Below are 17,869 nucleotides of genomic sequence, written 5' to 3' on the forward strand. Positions count from 1 at the left end.
CGACGTGAGCGATCTGTTGTCGCGGCTGTCGTTGCAGCCGGTGGATTCCACCGATTTCGAAGCCATGCTGGCCTTGCGCGTCGATGCGATGCGCCCGAGCCTGGAGCGCGTGGGCCGCTTCGACCCCGAGCGTGCGCGCGAGCGCCTGAGCGCGGGCTTCGTGGTGCCCTACATGCACCACATCGTGCTCGACGGCGAACAGCGCGTGGGCTTCGTCACCCTGAAGCCCGAGGGCGCCGACGCGCTGCGCCTCGACCATCTTTATCTGCGCACCGGCTTCCAGGGCCTGGGCATCGGCGAATGGGTGCTGCATTGGGCCAAGGCACAGGCGCGTGAACAGCAGCGCGACATTGCGCTCACCGCGCTGGTGGAGAGCGACGCCAACCGCTTCTACCTGCGGCACGGCTTCGTGTTCGAAGGCGAGGAGGGCGTCGATCTGCATTACCGCTGGCGCGTGGCGTCGGAGGCGGCGTGCTGAACACCGTGCAGGGCCTTGAAAGCGCGCTGTCCGATGTGCCCGGCATGGTGCAGCGCCGCGCCATCGCCAAGGCCATCACGCTGCTCGAATCGACCCGCGCCGACCATCGCACTCAGGCCGACACGCTGCTCACCGCGCTGCTGCCGCGCACCGGAAATTCGTTTCGCCTGGGCATCTCGGGCGTGCCGGGCGTGGGCAAGTCGACCTTCATCGAAACGCTGGGGCTGCTGCTGATCGGCAAGGGCCACCGCGTGGCGGTGCTCACCATCGACCCTTCTTCCACCGTCTCCGGCGGCTCCATCCTGGGCGACAAGACGCGCATGGAGCATCTGTCGGTGCACGAGCGCGCCTACATCCGCCCCAGCCCGTCGAGCGGCACGCTGGGCGGCGTGGCCGAGAAAACGCGCGAGGCCATGCTGGTGTGCGAGGCCGCGGGCTACGACGTGGTCATCGTCGAGACCGTGGGCGTGGGCCAGAGCGAAACCGCCGTGGCCGGCATGACCGACATGTTCGTGCTGATGCAGCTGCCCAATGCCGGCGACGACCTGCAGGCCATCAAGAAGGGCGTGATGGAAATCGCCGACCTGGTGGTCATCAACAAGGCCGACATCGACAAGGACGCCGCCACGCGCGCGCAGGCCCAGATCACCTCCGCCCTGCGCCTGTTCGGCCACCAGGGCAACCCCGACCACACGCATGCCATGCACGACGCCTACAACGGCGCCCAAGTGCGCTTCTGGCTGCCCAAGGTGCTGCAAATGAGCGCGCTCGCGGGCACCGGTGTCGACGCCTTCTGGGACGCCGTCACGCAGTTCAGACAACTGCAGAGCGACAACGGCAAGCTGGCCAGGCGCCGCGAGAAGCAGGCCACGGCGTGGATGTGGGAACGCATCGACGCCGGGCTCAAGCACGCCTTCAGGCATCACCCGCAGGTGCGCGAGCTGCTGCCGCAACTCACGCAACAGGTGGCGCAGGGCACCTTGCCGGCCTCCACGGCGGCGCGCAGCCTGCTTGCGGCGGCGGCCATCACCGCGCGCCCCTGACACGGCCAACGCATTGCAAGACACATCGCAAAAAAATCGCAGAGAAATTCAGGACCACAGCTTCGGAACACACCATGCAAGAACTGATTGAACAACTCGAACAGCGCCGCGCCAAGGCGCGCCTTGGCGGCGGGCAAAAGCGCATCGACGCGCAGCATGCCAAGGGCAAGCTCACCGCGCGCGAGCGCATCGAGCTGCTGCTGGACGACAACACCTTCGAAGAGTGGGACATGTTCGTCGAGCACCGCTCGGTCGACTTCGGCATGGCCGAGCAGAAGATCCCCGGCGACGGCGTGGTCACCGGCTACGGAATGATCAACGGGCGCCTGGTGTTCGTGTTCAGCCAGGACTTCACCGTCTTCGGCGGCGCGCTCAGCGAAGCGCATGCAGAGAAGATCTGCAAGGTGATGGACCAGGCCATGAAGGTCGGCGCACCGGTCATCGGACTGAACGACTCGGGCGGCGCGCGCATTCAAGAGGGCGTGGCCTCGCTCGGCGGCTATGCCGACGTGTTCCAGCGCAACGTGATGGCCTCCGGCGTGGTGCCGCAGATCAGCATGGTGATGGGCCCCTGCGCGGGCGGCGCGGTGTACTCGCCGGCCATGACCGACTTCATCTTCATGGTGAAGGACAGCAGCTACATGTTCGTCACCGGCCCCGAGGTGGTGAAGACCGTGACGCACGAGAGCGTGACCGCCGAGGAGCTGGGCGGCGCCATCACGCACACCACGCGCAGCGGCGTGGCCGACATGGCGTTCGAGAACGACGTCGAGGCGCTGATGATGCTGCGCCGCCTGTACAACTACCTGCCGCTGAACAACCGCGAAAAGCCGCCGGTGCGCCTGGGCAACAACGGCCTGGGCGACCCGGCCGACCGGCCCGACTATTCGCTCGACACGCTGGTGCCCGACAACCCGAACAAGCCCTACGACATCAAGGAACTGATTCTGAAGGTGGTGGACGACGGCGACTTCTTCGAGCTGCAGCCCGACTACGCGAAGAACATCGTGATCGGCTTTGCGCGCATGGAAGGCCAGACCATCGGCATCGTGGCCAACCAGCCGCTGGTGCTGGCCGGTTGCCTGGACATCAAGAGCAGCATCAAGGCCGCGCGCTTCGTGCGCTTTTGCGATGCGTTCAACATTCCGGTGGTCACCTTTGTCGACGTGCCCGGCTTCATGCCCGGCACGGGGCAAGAGTACGGCGGCATCATCAAGCACGGCGCCAAGCTGCTGTATGCGTACGCGGAGTGCACGGTGCCCAAGATCACCGTCATCACGCGCAAGGCCTATGGCGGGGCTTATGACGTGATGGCGTCCAAGCATTTGCGTGGCGACGTCAACCTGGCGTGGCCGCGCGCGGAAATTGCCGTGATGGGCGCCAAGGGCGCGGTGGAAATCATCTTCCGCGAAGACAAGAACGACCCTGAGAAGCTGGCTGCCCGCGAGGCCGAATACAAGGCCCGCTTTGCCAACCCGTACGTGGCCAGCGCACGCGGCTACATCGACGACGTGATCCTGCCGCATGAGACGCGCAAGCGAATCTGCCGCTCGCTGGTGATGCTGCGCGAGAAGAAGCTTGAGAACCCGTGGCGCAAGCACGGGAACATTCCGCTCTGAGCGGCACGGAGAAGAAGAACATGTTCAAGAAGATCCTGATTGCGAACCGCGGCGAGATCGCCTGCCGCGTCATCCAGACCGCCAAGAAGATGGGCATCCTGACCGTCGCGGTTTATTCCGACGCCGACAAGGAAGCACGCCACGTCGAGCTGGCCGACGAGGCCGTGCATATCGGCGCCGCGCCCAGCCGCGAGAGCTATCTGCAGGCCGACCGCATCATCGCGGCCTGCAAGCAAACCGGCGCCGAGGCCGTGCACCCGGGCTACGGCTTTCTGTCGGAGAACGAAGCCTTCGCGCGCAAGGTCGAGGAAGAGGGCATCGTCTTCATCGGCCCCAAGCACCATTCGATTGCGGCCATGGGCGACAAGATCGCTTCGAAGAAGCTCGCGAACGAAGCCAAGGTCAACACCATTCCAGGCTGGAACGACGCCATCGAAACGGCCGAGCGCGCCGTCGAAATTGCCAACGACGTCGGCTACCCCGTGATGATCAAGGCTTCGGCCGGCGGCGGCGGCAAGGGCTTGCGCGTGGCCTTCAACGACAAGGAGGCCTTCGAGGGCTTCACTTCGTGCCGCAACGAGGCACGCAACAGCTTCGGCGACGACCGCGTGTTCATCGAGAAGTTTGTCGAGGAGCCGCGCCACATCGAGATTCAGGTGCTGGGCGATTCGCAAGGCAACGTCATCTACCTGAACGAGCGCGAGTGCTCCATTCAGCGGCGCCACCAGAAGGTGATCGAAGAGGCGCCGTCGCCCTTCATCTCCGACGCCACGCGCAAGGCGATGGGCGAGCAGGCCGTGCAGCTGGCCAAGGCAGTGAACTACCAGAGCGCCGGCACGGTGGAGTTTGTGGTCGGCAAGGACCAGAGCTTCTACTTTCTGGAGATGAACACGCGCCTGCAGGTGGAGCACCCGGTGACGGAGTGCATCACGGGGCTGGACCTGGTGGAGCTGATGATTCGCGTGGCGGCCGGCGAGCCGCTGCCGCTCACGCAAGAGCAGGTGAAGCGCGACGGATGGGCCATGGAGTGCCGCATCAACGCGGAAGACCCGTTCCGCAACTTCCTGCCCTCGACCGGCCGGCTGGTGAAGTTTCAGCCGCCAGCGCAGACCATGTTCGCCAGCGACACCACGCACCTGAACGGCGTGCGCGTGGACACGGGCGTGTACGACGGCGGCGAGATCCCGATGTACTACGACTCGATGATCGCCAAGCTCATCGTGCACGGCAAAGACCGCCAGCATGCGATTGCCCTCATGCGCGAGGCGCTCAACGGCTTCGTGATTCGCGGCATCAGCAGCAACATTCCGTTCCAGGCGGCGTTGCTGGCGCATCCGAAGTTTGTGGCGGGCGACTTCAACACCGGCTTCATCGCCGAGCACTACGGCAAGGGCTTCCACGCGGAAGACGTGCCGCACGCCGACCCCTCGTTCCTGGTGGCGCTGGCGGCCTATGTGCACCGCCGCTACCGCGCACGGGCCTCGGGCATCAGCGGGCAGCTCGCGGGCCATGGCGTGAAGGTGGGCGAGCAGTTCGTGGTGGTCCAACTCGGGCCGGAGGGCAAGCATGTGCACCACCCGGTGTCGGTCACCGACTTCCACGGCAAGACCGGTGCCAGCGCGGTGGCCGTGGGCGACAAGAACTACAAGATCGACAGCGACCTGGCGCTGGGCGCAATTCGCGTGACGGGCATCGTCAACGACAAGCCCTTCACCGCGCAGGTGGAGCGCGGCGCGGGCAAGAACCCGCTGGCGCTGCGCGTGTCGCACGACGGCACGCAGATCGAGGCCCTGGTGCTGTCGCCGCTGGGCGCGCGCCTGCTGGAGCTGATGCCCTACAAGGCGCCGCCGGACCTGAGCAAGTTCTTGATGTCGCCGATGCCGGGGTTGCTGGTCGAGGTGTCGGTGCAGCCGGGGCAGCAGGTGCAGGCCGGCGAAAAGCTCGCGGTGATCGAGGCGATGAAGATGGAGAACGTGCTGTTCGCCACGCAAGACGGCGTGGTGGGCAAGATTTCCGCGAACAAGGGCGAGTCGCTCGCGGTGGACCAAGTCATCATGGAGTTCAACTGATGGGTGCCAACGACCTGCAACAAGCCGTCACGCTGCACCGGCCCGCAAAGCCGGTGCAACCTGCGGCCGCCAAGGCCACCGACCGCTGGTCGGTCGAGGCCATCCAGGCGCTGCTCGACAAGCCCTTCATGGAGCTGGTGTTCGAGGCGCAGACGGTGCACCGCCAGCACTTTCCGGCCGGCGACATCGAGCTGGCCACGCTGCTGTCGGTGAAGACCGGCGGCTGCCCCGAGAACTGCGGCTACTGCCCGCAGTCGGCCGAGTTCGACACGGGCGTGAAGGCGCAGAAGCTGATGGAGGTCGACGAGGTGGTGCGCGCCGCACAGGCCGCCAAGGACGCCGGCGCCACGCGCTTCTGCATGGGCGCCGCTTGGCGCGCGCCCAAGGACCGCGACGTGGAGAAGGTGGCCGTGCTGGTCGAGGCCGTGAAGGGCCTGGGCCTGCAGACCTGCGCCACGCTGGGCATGCTGGAGCCGCACCATGCGCAGCAGTTGAAGGCCGCGGGCCTGGACTACTACAACCACAATCTGGACACCGCGCCCGAGTACTACACCGACGTGGTCGACACCCGCACCTACCAGGACCGGCTGAACACGCTGGCCCACGTACGCAGCGCCGGCATCAGCGTGTGCTGCGGCGGCATCGTCGGCATGGGCGAGGCGCCGGTGCACCGCGCGGGGCTCATCGCGCAATTGGCCAACCTGAACCCGTACCCGGAGTCGGTGCCCATCAACAGCCTGGTGCGCGTGCCCGGCACGCCGCTGGCCGACTCGGAGCCGGTCGACCCCTTCGACTTCGTGCGCATGATCGCGGTGGCGCGCATCACCATGCCCACCGCACGCGTGCGGCTGTCGGCGGGGCGCCAGCAGATGGGCGACGCGGTGCAGGCGCTGTGCTTCATGGCGGGCGCCAATTCGATCTTCTACGGCGACAAGCTGCTCGTGACGGGCAACCCCGACGTGGAGGCCGACACGGTGCTGCTGCGCAGGCTGGGCCTGAACGCACGGCAGGTTCAGCAGACCAGCGAAGAAGGATGCGCCGCATGACCACCCCACGTCCGTTCAAGGTGCTGGGCATCCAGCAAATCGCCATTGGCGGTACCGACAAGCTGCGCCTGCAGAAGCTGTGGGTCGACATGCTGGGGCTTGAGGTGACGGGCACGTTCAAGAGCGAGCGTGAGAACGTCGACGAAGACATCTGCGCCATGGGCGTGGGGCCGTTCAAGGTCGAGGTCGACCTGATGCAGCCGCTGGACATTGACAAAAAGCCCGCCGTTCACACCACGCCACTGAACCACGTGGGGCTGTGGATCGACGACCTGCCCCAGGCCGTGGAATGGCTCACGGCGCAGGGCGTGCGCTTTGCGCCGGGCGGCATCCGCAAGGGCGCGGCCGGCTTCGACATCTGCTTCATGCACCCGAAGGCAAACGAGGAGTTTCCGATTGCGGGCGAGGGCGTGCTGATCGAGATGGTGCAGGCGCCGGTGGAAGTGATTGCGGCTTTCAGCGCCTTTGCTGCTGCCCATTGAACAGTTGCTGGGCGGGCGGCTTCATGTCGCAGCGCTGAAGCGCCAGGGTCACTCGCTGCGAGCGCGGCAGCGCGTGAGCGTCAGGTCTTGGCGGGCGGAGGGCGCGCTTGCGAGGCGGCACGTGCGCGCGCCAGTGCCGCTTCGACGATGGAGCGCTTGCGGTCGCTGGCGTCTTGCGGGGCGGCGGGTTCAGTCGCTTTTTCGGCCAGCCGTGCATCGGTGTTGCGGTGCTTGGCGTGCGTGTCATACCGCTGCCGTGCTCTGTCGGCCTGCTCAGCAGACCAGGCCTGCCAACCGCTGAGGCCGGGCGTTTCGACTTCGAGCGAGATGCAATCGACAGGGCACACCGGAATGCACAGCTCGCAACCGGTGCAGTGCGCCTCGATCACGGTGTGCATGCGCTTGTTGATGCCCACAATGGCGTCGGTGGGGCAGGCGTCCAGGCACAGGGTGCAGCCGATGCACCAGGCCTCGTCGATGACGGCCATGGCGCGTGGGCCTTCGGTGCCGAACTGCGGATCGAGCGGCAGCAGGGGCCGGCCGGTGATCAGCGCCAGCCGTTCGATGCCTTGCGCACCGCCCGGCGGGCACTGGTTGATGCCGGCCTCTTCATCAGCCACGGCCTGCGCGTAGCCTGCGCAGTCGGGGTAGCCGCACCGAGTGCACTGCGTCTGGGGCAGTGCGTCGTTGATGCGTGCGGCAAGTCCGTTCACTGGGACAGAGCGTGCGCGCTTCAGCGCGCGGCGCTGGTGCGCGGCTTCTTGCGCGCGGCGGTTTTCTTCACTGCGGCAGCAGGCGCGGGTGCTGGTGCTGCGACGGCCACGGCGGCCTTGCGGGCCGGTGCCTTCTTGGCAGGTGCTGCAGGGACGGCGCGGACGGCGGCTACTGCGGCGGTCTTGCGGGTGGGCTTGACGGCGTCTTCGGCCGCCAGCTCGGCCCGGTTGCCGGCGCGGCTTTGGGGCTCGTCGTTGGCGGCGATGAACTTCACCACCTTCGGGTAGACCAGGTCGCGCCAGCGGCGGCCGCTGAAGATGCCGTAGTGGCCCGCGCCCTTGACTTCGTAGTGCTCGCGCTTGCTGTCGGCAATGCCGGTGCACAGGCTGTGCGCGGCCTCGGTCTGGCCGGAGCCGGAGATGTCGTCCAGCTCGCCTTCGACGGTGAGCAGGGCGGCGCTGCGAATGTCCTGCGGGCGCACGCGCTCGATTTGGCCTTCGGGGTTCTTGACGTCCCACGTGCCGTTGACCAGGTCGAAGTCCTGAAACACGGTGCGGATGGTGTCGAGGTAGTAATCGGCGTCCATGTCGAGCACGGCGTTGTACTCGTCGTAGAACTTGCGGTGGGCCTCGGCGCTGGCGTCGTCGCCCTTCATGAGGTCCTTGAAGTAGTCGTAGTGGCTGGTGGCGTGGCGGTCGGGGTTCATGGCCACGAAGCCGGTGTGCTGCAGGAAGCCGGGGTACACGCGGCGGCCCGCACCCGCAAAGCCTTGCGGCACGGGGTAGATCACGTTGTTCTCGAACCACTCGTAGGGCTTGTTGGTTGCGAGGTTGTTCACCGCCGTGGGCGACTTGCGCGCGTCGATGGGGCCGCCCATCATGGTCATGGTGAGGGGTAGAGCCTCGCCGCGGCTGGCCATGAGCGACACGGCCGCGAGCACGGGCACGGTCGGCTGGCACACGCTCACCACGTGGCAGTTGCCGTATTCGGCCTGCAGCAGGCGAATGAAGTCCTGCACGTAGTTGATGTAGTCGTCCAGGTGAAACTCGCCTTCCGACTGCGGCACCAGGCGCGCGTTTTTCCAGTCGGTGATGTAGACCTTGTGGTCTTGCAGCATCGTGCGCACGGTGTCGCGCAGCAGCGTGGCGTAGTGGCCCGACAGGGGCGCCACGATCAGCACCACGGGCTGGCTCTTGAGCGTCTTGAGGATGTGCGGCTCGTCGGTGAAGCGCTTGAAGCGGCGCAACGCGCAGAAGGGCTTGTCCAGCGCAATGGCTTCCTGAATGACGACGTCTTCGCCGTCGACCTTCACCGACTTGATGTTGAATTCGGGCTTTTCGTAGTCCTTGCCCAGCCGATACAGCAGGTCGTAGCCTGCGGCCATGCGTTGCGCCATGGGCAACTGGCCCCATACCGCGCCTTGACCATAGAGTTTGGAGGCTGCCTGGGCGAAGTCCGAGAAGGGCTCCATCAAGGAACGCTGGGCTTCGTAGAGTTGGTAGAGCATCGCTGGTGTCGGAGTGGAATGTTGCAGTGCAATATATCAGCGCATTCGCCGCGGTGCAGGGGGCCTAACCCCTACACCGACCCCGCTGTCAGGGTGCATGTTCCACAGAGCGTGAAGGAATTGGCGCTTGGCCGATTCCCTCACACCTTGCTGTCACTTAGATGACTTTGGCGATCGAGGCACACACGTGCTCGATGTTCTTGCTGTTCAGCGCGGCCACGCACATGCGACCGGTGTCGGTGCCGTACACGCCGAACTCGTTGCGCAGGCGCACCATCTGGTCCTTGTTCAGGCCGGAGTAGCTGAACATGCCGATCTGCGTGGTGATGAAGCTCATGTCTTCCTTCACGCCGGCGGCCTTCAGGCCGTCGACCAGCTTCTGGCGCATGGCCTTGATGCGCACGCGCATCTCGCCCAGTTCCTTCTCCCACAGGGCGCGCAGCTCGGGGGTGCCGAGCACCGCGGCCACCACGGCACCGCCGTGGATCGGCGGGTTGCTGTAGTTGGTGCGAATGGCGATCTTCAGCTGCGACAGCACGCGGCTGGTTTCTTCCTTGTTCTCGCACAGCACCGACAGGGCACCCACGCGCTCGCCGTACAGGCTGAAGCTCTTGGAGAACGAGGTGGACACGAAGAAGGTGAGGCCAGCGGCGACGAACTTGCCGACCGCCGCGCCGTCTTCCTTCAGGCCGTAGCCGAAGCCCTGGTAGGCCATGTCGAGGAAGGCCACGAGGTTCTTCGCCTTGACGGCGGCAACCACCTGGTCCCATTGCTCGGACGTGATGTCGTAGCCGGTGGGGTTGTGACAGCAGGCGTGCAGCACGACCACGGTGCCGGCGGCGGCAGCGTTCAGGGCGGCGAGCATGCCGTCGAAGTTGATGCCGCGCTTGGCGGCGTCGTAGTAGGGGTAGCTTTCGACTTCGAAGCCGGCGTTGGTGAACAGCGCGCGGTGGTTTTCCCAGCTCGGGTCGCTGATGAGCACCTTGGCGGCGGGGTTGAGCTTCTTCAGGAAGTCGGCGCCGACCTTCAGGCCCCCGGTGCCGCCGATGGCCTGGATGGTGGCCACGCGGCCGGACGTGACGGGTTCGCTGTCGGCGCCGAAGACCAGCGCCTTCACGGCGTTGTCGTACGCGGCAATGCCGTCGATGGGCAGATAACCACGCGCCGAGGGCGCTTTCATCATGTTCTGCTCGGCGGCCTGCACGCACTGGAGCAGGGGCAGCTTGCCGTTGTCGTCGTAATAGACGCCGACGCCGAGGTTGACCTTCTGGGGATTGGTGTCGGCGGCAAATTGCTCGTTGAGGCCGAGGATCGGGTCGCGCGGTGCCATTTCGACCGCGGTGAACATAGACATGGAAAGGTCCTTTGGGATGAAAGCTTCGCTGGCAACCGGACTTGCGCTACGCTTTCCGGTTGCCTTGAATTTTACCGGCGCGAGCGCCACCTGTCGGGAACAGCCATGCCAGAGACCAACGAAGCCATAGCAGACCTGAAGAAACTGGACCCGATCGGCCCGGCGCCGCAGGGCGAATTCGTCCGCTACCCCGGCTCGCCTTTCGAGCTGTTCCAGCCCTATCCGCCGGCGGGCGACCAGCCCAAGGCCATTCAGGGCCTGGTGGAGGGGGTGGTCGACGGCGAAGTGTTCCAGACCTTGCTGGGTGTTACCGGTTCGGGCAAGACCTTCACCATGGCCAACGTGATTGCCCAGCTGGGCCGCCCGGCCATCATCTTTGCGCCCAACAAGACCTTGGCGGCGCAGCTGTACAGCGAGTTTCGCGAGTTCTTCCCGAAGAACGCGGTCGAGTACTTCGTCAGCTATTACGACTACTACCAGCCCGAGGCCTACGTGCCCCAGCGCGACCTGTTCATCGAGAAGGACTCCTCGATCAACGAGCACATCGAGCAGATGCGGCTGTCGGCCACCAAGAGCGTGCTGGAGCGGCGCGACACGGTCATCGTGGCCACGGTGAGCGCCATCTACGGCATCGGCACGCCCGAGGACTACATGGAGATGCGGCTGATTGCCCGCGTGGGCGACAAGGTAGGCCAGCGCGACCTGATCTCGCGGCTCATCCGCATGCAGTACACGCGCAACGAGCAGGACTTTGCGCGCGGCACGTTCCGGGTGCGCGGCGACACCATCGACGTGTTTCCGGCCGAGCACAGCGAGCTGGCCATTCGCTTCGAGCTGTTCGACGACGAGATCGAGTCGCTGCAGCTCTTCGACCCGCTGACCGGGCGCATACGTCAGAAGGTGCCGCGCTTCACGGTGTACCCGTCGAGCCACTATGTGACGCCGCGCGACAAGGTGCTGGCGGCGGTGGAAACCATCAAGCTCGAGCTGAGCGACCGGCTGAAGGAACTGGTGGGCGTGGGCAAGCTGGTGGAGGCGCAGCGGCTGGAGCAGCGCACGCGGTTCGACCTTGAAATGCTGGCGGAAATCGGCCACTGCAAGGGCATCGAGAACTACACGCGCCACCTCTCGGGCGCCGCGCCGGGCCAGCCGCCGGCCACGCTGACCGACTACATGCCCAAGGACGCGCTGATGTTCCTCGACGAGAGCCATCAGATGATCGGCCAGCTCGGCGGCATGTACAACGGCGACCGGGCGCGCAAGACCACGCTGGTCGAGTACGGCTTTCGCCTGCCGAGCGCGCTGGACAACCGGCCGCTCAAGCTGGAGGAGTTCGAGACGCGCATGCGCCAGTGCATCTTCGTTTCTGCCACGCCGGCGCAGTACGAGAAGGACCATGCGGGCAACGTCGTCGAGCAGTTGGTGCGCCCCACCGGGCTGATCGACCCCGAGGTCGAGGTGCGCCCCGCCACCCACCAGGTGGACGACGTGCTGGGCGAGATTCGCATTCGCGTGGACAAGAACGAGCGCGTGCTCATCACCACGCTGACCAAGCGCATGGCCGAGCAGCTGACCGATTACTTGGGCGACAACGGCGTGAAGGTTCGCTATTTGCACAGCGACATCGACACCGTGGAGCGTGTGGAAATCTTGCGCGACCTGCGTCTGGGCACCTTCGACGTGCTGGTGGGCATCAACCTGCTGCGCGAGGGGCTGGACATTCCCGAGGTGTCTCTGGTGGCGATTCTGGACGCAGACAAGGAAGGCTTTCTGCGTTCTGAGCGTTCGCTGATCCAGACGATCGGCCGGGCAGCGCGAAACCTGAGCGGCAAGGCCATTCTTTACGCCGACCGCATGACCGAGTCGATGAAGAAGGCGATCGACGAAACCGAACGCCGGCGTGCGCGCCAGGTGGCCCACAACGAGGCCAACGGCATCACGCCGCGCAGCATCGTCAAGCAGGTGCGCGACCTGATCGACGGTGTCTACAGCGAAAAGACGGGCAAGGAAATGGCCAAGCTCGACCTGGAACGCGCCAGGGTCGAGGACATGAGCGAAAAGGACATCGCCCGAGAGATCAAGCGGCTCGAAAAGCAGATGCTGGAGCACGCCCGCAACCTCGAATTCGAGAAGGCGGCCCGGGTGCGCGACCAGTTGGCGCTACTGCGGGAGCAGGCATTTGGGGCGTCCGGCGGGGACAACATCGTGATCTTGCCGACTTAGGCCGGAAGTCCGCGTTCTTCAAGGGGTTGGCGCTGGGGTTTACCCCAGCAGAGTTGAGGGGCTTCTGCTATACTTGACCGAAACACTCAACAACAAAAAAAGAACTTCGCGATGAAGGACCGACTCCTACCGGCTGGTTCACCAGCGTCAGGGGTTGGGCAGGGCGGAGACGAAGTCACCGCGGTCCATGACCAGGGTGTCATTTCAACGGTAAGCACTTGAAGGAGCTTGCGATGCGTCTCACTACCAAAGGCCGTTTTGCGGTCACAGCCATGATCGATCTGGCATTGCGCCAGAACACCGGTCCGGTCACGCTGGCCGCAATCAGCCAACGGCAACAGATTTCTCTGTCGTACCTCGAGCAGCTGTTCGGCAAGTTGCGCCGTCACGAGCTGGTCGAGTCGACCCGCGGCCCCGGCGGCGGCTACAGCCTTGGGCGCAAGGCGGCGGACATTACCGTGGCCGACATCATCGTGTCCGTCGATGAGCCGATCGATGCCACCCAGTGCGGCGGCAAGGAAAACTGCCTCGGCGAAGCCGGTCGCTGCATGACCCACGAACTCTGGGCGTCGCTGAACCAGCGCATGGTCGAGTTCCTCGACTCTGTCACGCTGCAAAAGCTGGTCGACGACCAGATCGCCAAGGGCGTGCAGATCGAGAACAAGCCGGTGGTCAAGCGCGCGATTTCGGCGCAGCCGGTGGTCAAGCCGATTCGCGTGAATGCGCCGAATTCGGTGTTCGCCCTCGGCAACGTCTTCGCCAAGTCCTGAGATTCGCGAGCGGCGCCCTGAAGCGCCGCCGCGAAAAGCCCAGATCAAAGAACAACCCCCACGCCAGCCCGAGCCAGCCATGGACGTCACTCCTCATTTCCCGATCTATCTCGATTACGGCGCCACCACGCCGGTCGACCCGCGTGTGGTCGACGCCATGATTCCCTGGTTGCGCGAACACTTCGGCAATCCGGCATCGCGCAGCCACGCCTGGGGCTGGGAAGCCGAAGAGGCAGTCGAGAAGGCGCGCGGCCAGGTGGCCGAGTTGATCAACGCCGATCCGCGCGAGATCGTCTGGACGTCGGGCGCCACAGAGTCGATCAACCTCGCGCTAAAGGGTGCGGCCCAGTTCTACAAGGGCAAGGGCAAACACCTGATCACGCTGAAGACCGAGCACAAGGCCGTGCTCGACACCATGCGTGAGCTGGAACGCCAGGGCTTCGAGGTCACCTACCTCGATGTCGAGGAAAACGGCCTCGTCGATCTGGAGAAGTTCAAGGCCGCGATCCGCCCTGACACCATCCTGGCCAGCGTGCTGTTCGTCAACAACGAAATCGGCGTCATTCAGGACGTGGTCGCGCTGGGCAATGTGTGCCGCGAAAAGGGTGTGATCTTCCACGTCGATTCGGCCCAGGCCACCGGCAAGGTCGAGATCGACATCACGGCGCTGCCCATCGACCTGATGAGCCTCGCCTCGCACAAGACCTACGGCCCCAAGGGCATCGGCGCGCTGTATGTGCGCCGCAAGCCGCGCATTCGCCTCGAAGCGCAAATGCACGGGGGCGGCCATGAGCGCGGCATGCGTTCGGGCACCTTGCCCACGCACCAGATCGTGGGCATGGGCGAGGCTTTCCGCATCGCCAAGCTCGAGATGAAGGACGACATCGCCCATGCGGCCCGCCTGCAAAAGCGTCTGCTGGACGGCCTAAAGGATGTCGAGCAGGTGTTCATCAACGGCGACCTCGAACATCGTGTGCCGCACAACCTGAACATGAGCTTCAACTACGTCGAAGGCGAGTCGCTGATCATGGGCATCAAGGGCCTGGCGGTGTCGTCGGGTTCGGCGTGCACCTCGGCCAGTCTGGAACCCAGCTATGTGCTGCGCGCCCTGGGCCGTAGCGACGAGCTGGCCCACAGCAGCCTGCGCATGACCATCGGCCGTTTCACGACCGAAGAAGAAATCGACTACGCCATTTCGACCATCAAGCACAACGTGGCCAAGCTGCGCGAGCTGAGCCCTCTGTGGGAGATGTTCCAGGACGGCGTCGACATCAGCACGATCCAGTGGTCGGCCCACTGACACAGAGACAAGCGGCCCGCCAAGGGCTCCACGATTGAACAAAGTTTGAGAGGTACACCATGGCATATTCTTCCAAGGTCATCGACCACTACGAAAATCCACGCAACGTCGGCTCCTTCGAAAAGGGCGATGACTCGGTAGGCACCGGCATGGTCGGCGCACCGGCTTGCGGCGACGTGATGAAGCTGCAGATCAAGGTCAACCCCGAAACCGGCGTGATCGAAGACGCACGCTTCAAGACCTACGGTTGCGGCTCGGCCATTGCCTCGTCGTCGCTCGTGACCGAATGGGTCAAGGGCAAGACGCTCGACGAAGCGGCTGCACTGAAGAACGCGCAGATCGCCGAAGAGCTGGCGTTGCCGCCCGTGAAGATTCACTGCTCCATCCTGGCCGAAGACGCAATCAAGGCCGCCGTGAGCGACTACAAGGCCAAGCACGGCGTCAAGACCGCATCCGCTGCTGCCGAAGCCGTCCACTGACATGGCCGTTACGCTGACCGAAGCCGCCGCGCGACACGTCACCCGGTACCTCGGCAAACGAGGCAAGGGCGTGGGCGTGCGGCTGGGCGTGAAGACCACCGGTTGCTCGGGCCTGGCCTACAAGCTCGAGTACGTGGACGAGTTCACGCCTGAAGACGTCGTGTTCGAAGATCACGGCGTGAAGGTGCTGGTCGACCCGAAGAGCCTGGCGTACATCGACGGCACGCAGCTCGACTTCGTGCGCGAAGGCCTGAACGAAGGCTTCAAGTTCATCAACCCGAACGAACGCGACCGTTGCGGATGCGGCGAGAGTTTTCGTATCTGATGCACCGTCGCTGACCGCGACCACAGCCGCCACCATGTCATGTGCTGGCGGTTTTTTCTTGCCATGAACCTGAACGACACCGACTTTCAACTGTTCGACGTCCCGTCGACTTTTGCGCAGGACCGCGCCTCGCTGGACGCGCGCTGGAAAGAGCTGCAGCGCGAAGCCCACCCTGACCGTTTTGCCGCGCAGGGCGCCGCGGCGCAGCGCGTGGCCATGCAGTGGTCGGTGCGCATCAACGAGGCTTACCAGCGGCTCAAGGACCCGGTGCGCCGCGCCAGCTACATCTGCGAGCTGAATGGCGCCCCGCTGAACGCGGAGAACAACACGGCAATGCCGTCGGCGTTTCTCATGCAGCAGATGGAATGGCGCGAGGCGCTCGACGACATCGACAGCATCGCCGAGCTCGACCAGCTGCAGGCCGAAGTAGAGGCTGCGCGCGAGGGCGCGCTGTCCTCGCTCGACTCGCTGATCGACCAGAAGGGCGACCACCCGGCCGCCGCGCAGCAGGTGAGAGCCCTCATGTTCATTGAGCGCTTCGCACAGGACGTCGAAAACAAATTCGATCAGTTGGGACAATAGAGGCATGGCTCTTCTTCAAATTTCCGAACCCGGCCAAGCGCCCGATCCGCACCAGCGCCGCATTGCCGTGGGCATCGACCTAGGCACCACGCATTCGTTGGTGGCCTCGGTGCGCAACGGCGTGGCCGAGTGCCTGCCCGACGACCAGGGCCGCGTGCTGCTGCCTTCGGCCGTCCGCTACCTGCAGGGCGACCGCCGCCAGATCGGCTTCGATGCGTTGGCCGCGCGCGCGCAAGACCCCACCAACACCATCACGTCGGTGAAGCGGCTCATGGGCCGGGGCCTGGCCGACATTGCAAACCGTGATGCTATGTCTTACCGCATCGGCAGCAGCGACGGCGGCATGGTGACGGTGCAGACGCTGGCGGGCGAGAAGTCTCCTGTCGAAATCAGCGCCGAGATCCTCGCCACGCTGCGCTATCGCGCCCAGGACACCTTCGACGACGACGAGCTCTACGGCGCGGTCATCACCGTGCCGGCGTACTTCGACGAAGGGCAGCGCCAGGCCACCAAGGACGCCGCGCAGTTGGCGGGCCTCAACGTGCTGCGCTTGATCAGCGAGCCCACGGCCGCGGCCATCGCCTACGGCCTGGACAACGCCAGCGAAGGCGTCTACGCGGTCTACGACCTGGGCGGCGGCACCTTCGACATCTCGATCCTGCGGCTGACGCAGGGCGTGTTCGAAGTGATTGCCACGGGCGGTGACTCGGCCCTCGGCGGCGACGACTACGACCACGCGCTGGCCGATTTCGTGCTCGCGCAAACAGGCTTGCGGGCCGCGAGCGATGCCGACAAGGCTGCGTTGCTGGTTGCGGCGCGTTCTGCCAAGGAAGCGCTGACCGAATCGGCATCGGCTGTGTTCAGCGCCAGCGTTGCAGGCGAGTCGCTCGCGTTCGAGCTGACGCGCGAACAGTTCTACGCGGCCACCCAGGCGCTCACCGAGCGCACCATCGCCGCCGTGCGCAAGGCGCTGCGCGACGCGAAGCTCAAGTCCGATGACCTGCAAGGCATCGTGCTCGTCGGCGGCTCCACGCGCATGCCGCAGGTGCGCCGTGCCGTCGCCGATTTCTTCGGCCGTGAACCGCTGGTCAACCTGAACCCCGACGAGGTCGTGGCGCTGGGCGCTGCCATTCAGGCCAACCAACTGGCCGGCAACAACGGCGCGGGCGAACTGCTGCTGCTCGACGTGATTCCGCTGTCGCTCGGCATCGAAACCATGGGCGGCCTGGTCGAGCGCATCGTGCCGCGCAACCAGACCATTCCGACCGCGATGGCGCAGGACTTCACCACCTACAAGGACGGCCAGACCGCGCTGGCGCTGCACGTGGTGCAGGGCGAGCGCGACCTGGTGTCCGACTGCCGCAGCCTGGCGCGTTTCACGCTGCGCGGCATTCCGCCGATGGCGGCGGGCGCGGCGCGCATCCGCGTGACCTTCACCGTCGACGCCGACGGCTTGCTGAGCGTGAGCGCCAAGGAGCAGGGCAGCGGCGTGGAAGCCAGCGTGGCCGTGAAGCCTTCTTACGGGCTGTCGGACGACCAGATCGCCACCATGCTGCAAGAGAGCTTTTCCACCGCGCAACAGGACATGAAAGCCCGTGCGCTGGTCGAGTCGCGCGTCGATGCAGACCGCATGCTGCTGGCCACGCAGAGCGCGCTCGATGCCGACGGCGACCTGCTGAGCGGCGAAGAGCGCGCCGTCATCGACGCATCGATGGCTCAGCTGCGCGATGCTGCCAAGGGCAGCGAGGAAGCCGCCGCCATCGAGGCCGCCACCAAGAAGCTCGCCGACGACACCGAGGCCTTTGCCGCCGAGCGCATGAACGTCGGCATTGCGCGCGCACTGGCTGGCCGCAAGGTCGAATCTCTCTAGAAGAACAA

16 protein-coding genes are annotated in these 17,869 nt (G+C 65.3%); 13 read left to right on the plus strand and 3 right to left on the minus strand.

Features of this window, described 5'->3' with window-relative positions; all coding sequences use genetic code 11:
• Positions 1 to 4: 4 nt before the first annotated feature.
• From VLK31_RS09775 to VLK31_RS09800, 6 genes are all read left to right on the plus strand, one after another.
• Positions 5 to 478, plus strand: a complete 474-nt coding sequence (locus tag VLK31_RS09775; protein ID WP_409168202.1) for a GNAT family N-acetyltransferase — start codon at positions 5 to 7, stop codon at positions 476 to 478.
• Between the two features lie 44 nt (positions 479 to 522).
• Positions 523 to 1,521: a methylmalonyl Co-A mutase-associated GTPase MeaB gene (gene meaB, locus VLK31_RS09780; RefSeq protein WP_409168719.1), complete on the plus strand. Its 999-nt coding sequence runs from the start codon at positions 523 to 525 to the stop codon at positions 1,519 to 1,521.
• Between the two features lie 74 nt (positions 1,522 to 1,595).
• The gene (locus VLK31_RS09785; RefSeq protein ID WP_409168203.1) at positions 1,596 to 3,140 is read left to right on the plus strand and encodes an acyl-CoA carboxylase subunit beta; all 1,545 of its coding nucleotides are present in this window, start codon (positions 1,596 to 1,598) and stop codon (positions 3,138 to 3,140) included.
• Positions 3,141 to 3,160: 20 nt separating this feature from the next.
• Positions 3,161 to 5,209 (plus strand): acetyl-CoA carboxylase biotin carboxylase subunit, encoded by a 2,049-nt coding sequence (gene accC / locus VLK31_RS09790; RefSeq protein ID WP_409168204.1) that lies wholly within the window; start codon positions 3,161 to 3,163, stop codon positions 5,207 to 5,209.
• Positions 5,209 to 6,255 carry a biotin synthase BioB gene (bioB, locus tag VLK31_RS09795; protein WP_409168205.1) on the plus strand — a complete coding sequence of 349 codons (1,047 nt, stop codon included), beginning with the start codon at positions 5,209 to 5,211 and terminating at the stop codon, positions 6,253 to 6,255. The genes accC and bioB overlap by 1 nt, the downstream gene beginning before the upstream one ends.
• On the plus strand, positions 6,252 to 6,737 hold the full coding sequence (locus VLK31_RS09800; protein ID WP_409168206.1) for a VOC family protein: 486 nt from the start codon (positions 6,252 to 6,254) through the stop codon (positions 6,735 to 6,737). The genes bioB and VLK31_RS09800 overlap by 4 nt, the downstream gene beginning before the upstream one ends.
• Before the next feature lie 80 nt (positions 6,738 to 6,817).
• Here VLK31_RS09800 and VLK31_RS09805 read toward each other — a convergent pair whose 3' ends face one another.
• The 3 genes from VLK31_RS09805 to VLK31_RS09815 all read right to left on the minus strand — a co-directional run bounded on the left by VLK31_RS09805 (position 6,818) and on the right by VLK31_RS09815 (position 10,312).
• A complete protein-coding gene (locus tag VLK31_RS09805) occupies positions 6,818 to 7,450 on the minus strand; it encodes an RnfABCDGE type electron transport complex subunit B (RefSeq protein ID WP_409168207.1) in 633 nt (210 codons plus the stop codon).
• A gap of 20 nt (positions 7,451 to 7,470) precedes the next feature.
• Positions 7,471 to 8,958 carry a polyhydroxyalkanoate depolymerase gene (locus VLK31_RS09810; RefSeq protein WP_409168208.1) on the minus strand — a complete coding sequence of 496 codons (1,488 nt, stop codon included), beginning with the start codon at positions 8,956 to 8,958 and terminating at the stop codon, positions 7,471 to 7,473.
• A gap of 157 nt (positions 8,959 to 9,115) precedes the next feature.
• The gene (locus VLK31_RS09815) at positions 9,116 to 10,312 is read right to left on the minus strand and encodes an amino acid aminotransferase (protein WP_409168209.1); all 1,197 of its coding nucleotides are present in this window, start codon (positions 10,310 to 10,312) and stop codon (positions 9,116 to 9,118) included.
• 105 nt (positions 10,313 to 10,417) lie between these two features.
• Here VLK31_RS09815 and uvrB point away from each other — a divergent pair, with 105 nt between their 5' ends.
• The 7 genes from uvrB (at position 10,418) to hscA (ending at position 17,861) form a co-directional block, all read left to right on the plus strand.
• On the plus strand, positions 10,418 to 12,535 hold the full coding sequence (gene uvrB, locus VLK31_RS09820; protein ID WP_409168210.1) for an excinuclease ABC subunit UvrB: 2,118 nt from the start codon (positions 10,418 to 10,420) through the stop codon (positions 12,533 to 12,535).
• A gap of 233 nt (positions 12,536 to 12,768) precedes the next feature.
• Positions 12,769 to 13,305, plus strand: a complete 537-nt coding sequence (gene iscR / locus VLK31_RS09825) for a Fe-S cluster assembly transcriptional regulator IscR (protein ID WP_093237517.1) — start codon at positions 12,769 to 12,771, stop codon at positions 13,303 to 13,305.
• Between the two features lie 79 nt (positions 13,306 to 13,384).
• Positions 13,385 to 14,605: an IscS subfamily cysteine desulfurase gene (locus tag VLK31_RS09830; protein WP_409168211.1), complete on the plus strand. Its 1,221-nt coding sequence runs from the start codon at positions 13,385 to 13,387 to the stop codon at positions 14,603 to 14,605.
• A 59-nt stretch (positions 14,606 to 14,664) separates the two neighbouring features.
• The gene (gene iscU / locus VLK31_RS09835) at positions 14,665 to 15,084 is read left to right on the plus strand and encodes a Fe-S cluster assembly scaffold IscU (RefSeq protein ID WP_409168212.1); all 420 of its coding nucleotides are present in this window, start codon (positions 14,665 to 14,667) and stop codon (positions 15,082 to 15,084) included.
• Between the two features lies 1 nt (position 15,085).
• Positions 15,086 to 15,409 carry an iron-sulfur cluster assembly protein IscA gene (gene iscA / locus VLK31_RS09840; RefSeq protein ID WP_007828190.1) on the plus strand — a complete coding sequence of 108 codons (324 nt, stop codon included), beginning with the start codon at positions 15,086 to 15,088 and terminating at the stop codon, positions 15,407 to 15,409.
• Between the two features lie 63 nt (positions 15,410 to 15,472).
• Positions 15,473 to 15,991: a Fe-S protein assembly co-chaperone HscB gene (hscB, locus tag VLK31_RS09845; RefSeq protein WP_409168213.1), complete on the plus strand. Its 519-nt coding sequence runs from the start codon at positions 15,473 to 15,475 to the stop codon at positions 15,989 to 15,991.
• 4 nt (positions 15,992 to 15,995) lie between these two features.
• The gene (gene hscA, locus VLK31_RS09850; RefSeq protein WP_409168214.1) at positions 15,996 to 17,861 is read left to right on the plus strand and encodes a Fe-S protein assembly chaperone HscA; all 1,866 of its coding nucleotides are present in this window, start codon (positions 15,996 to 15,998) and stop codon (positions 17,859 to 17,861) included.
• Positions 17,862 to 17,869: the final 8 nt, after the last annotated feature.

The organism is Variovorax sp. H27-G14 (genome assembly GCF_046156345.1).
GTDB lineage: Bacteria > Pseudomonadota > Gammaproteobacteria > Burkholderiales > Burkholderiaceae_C > Variovorax.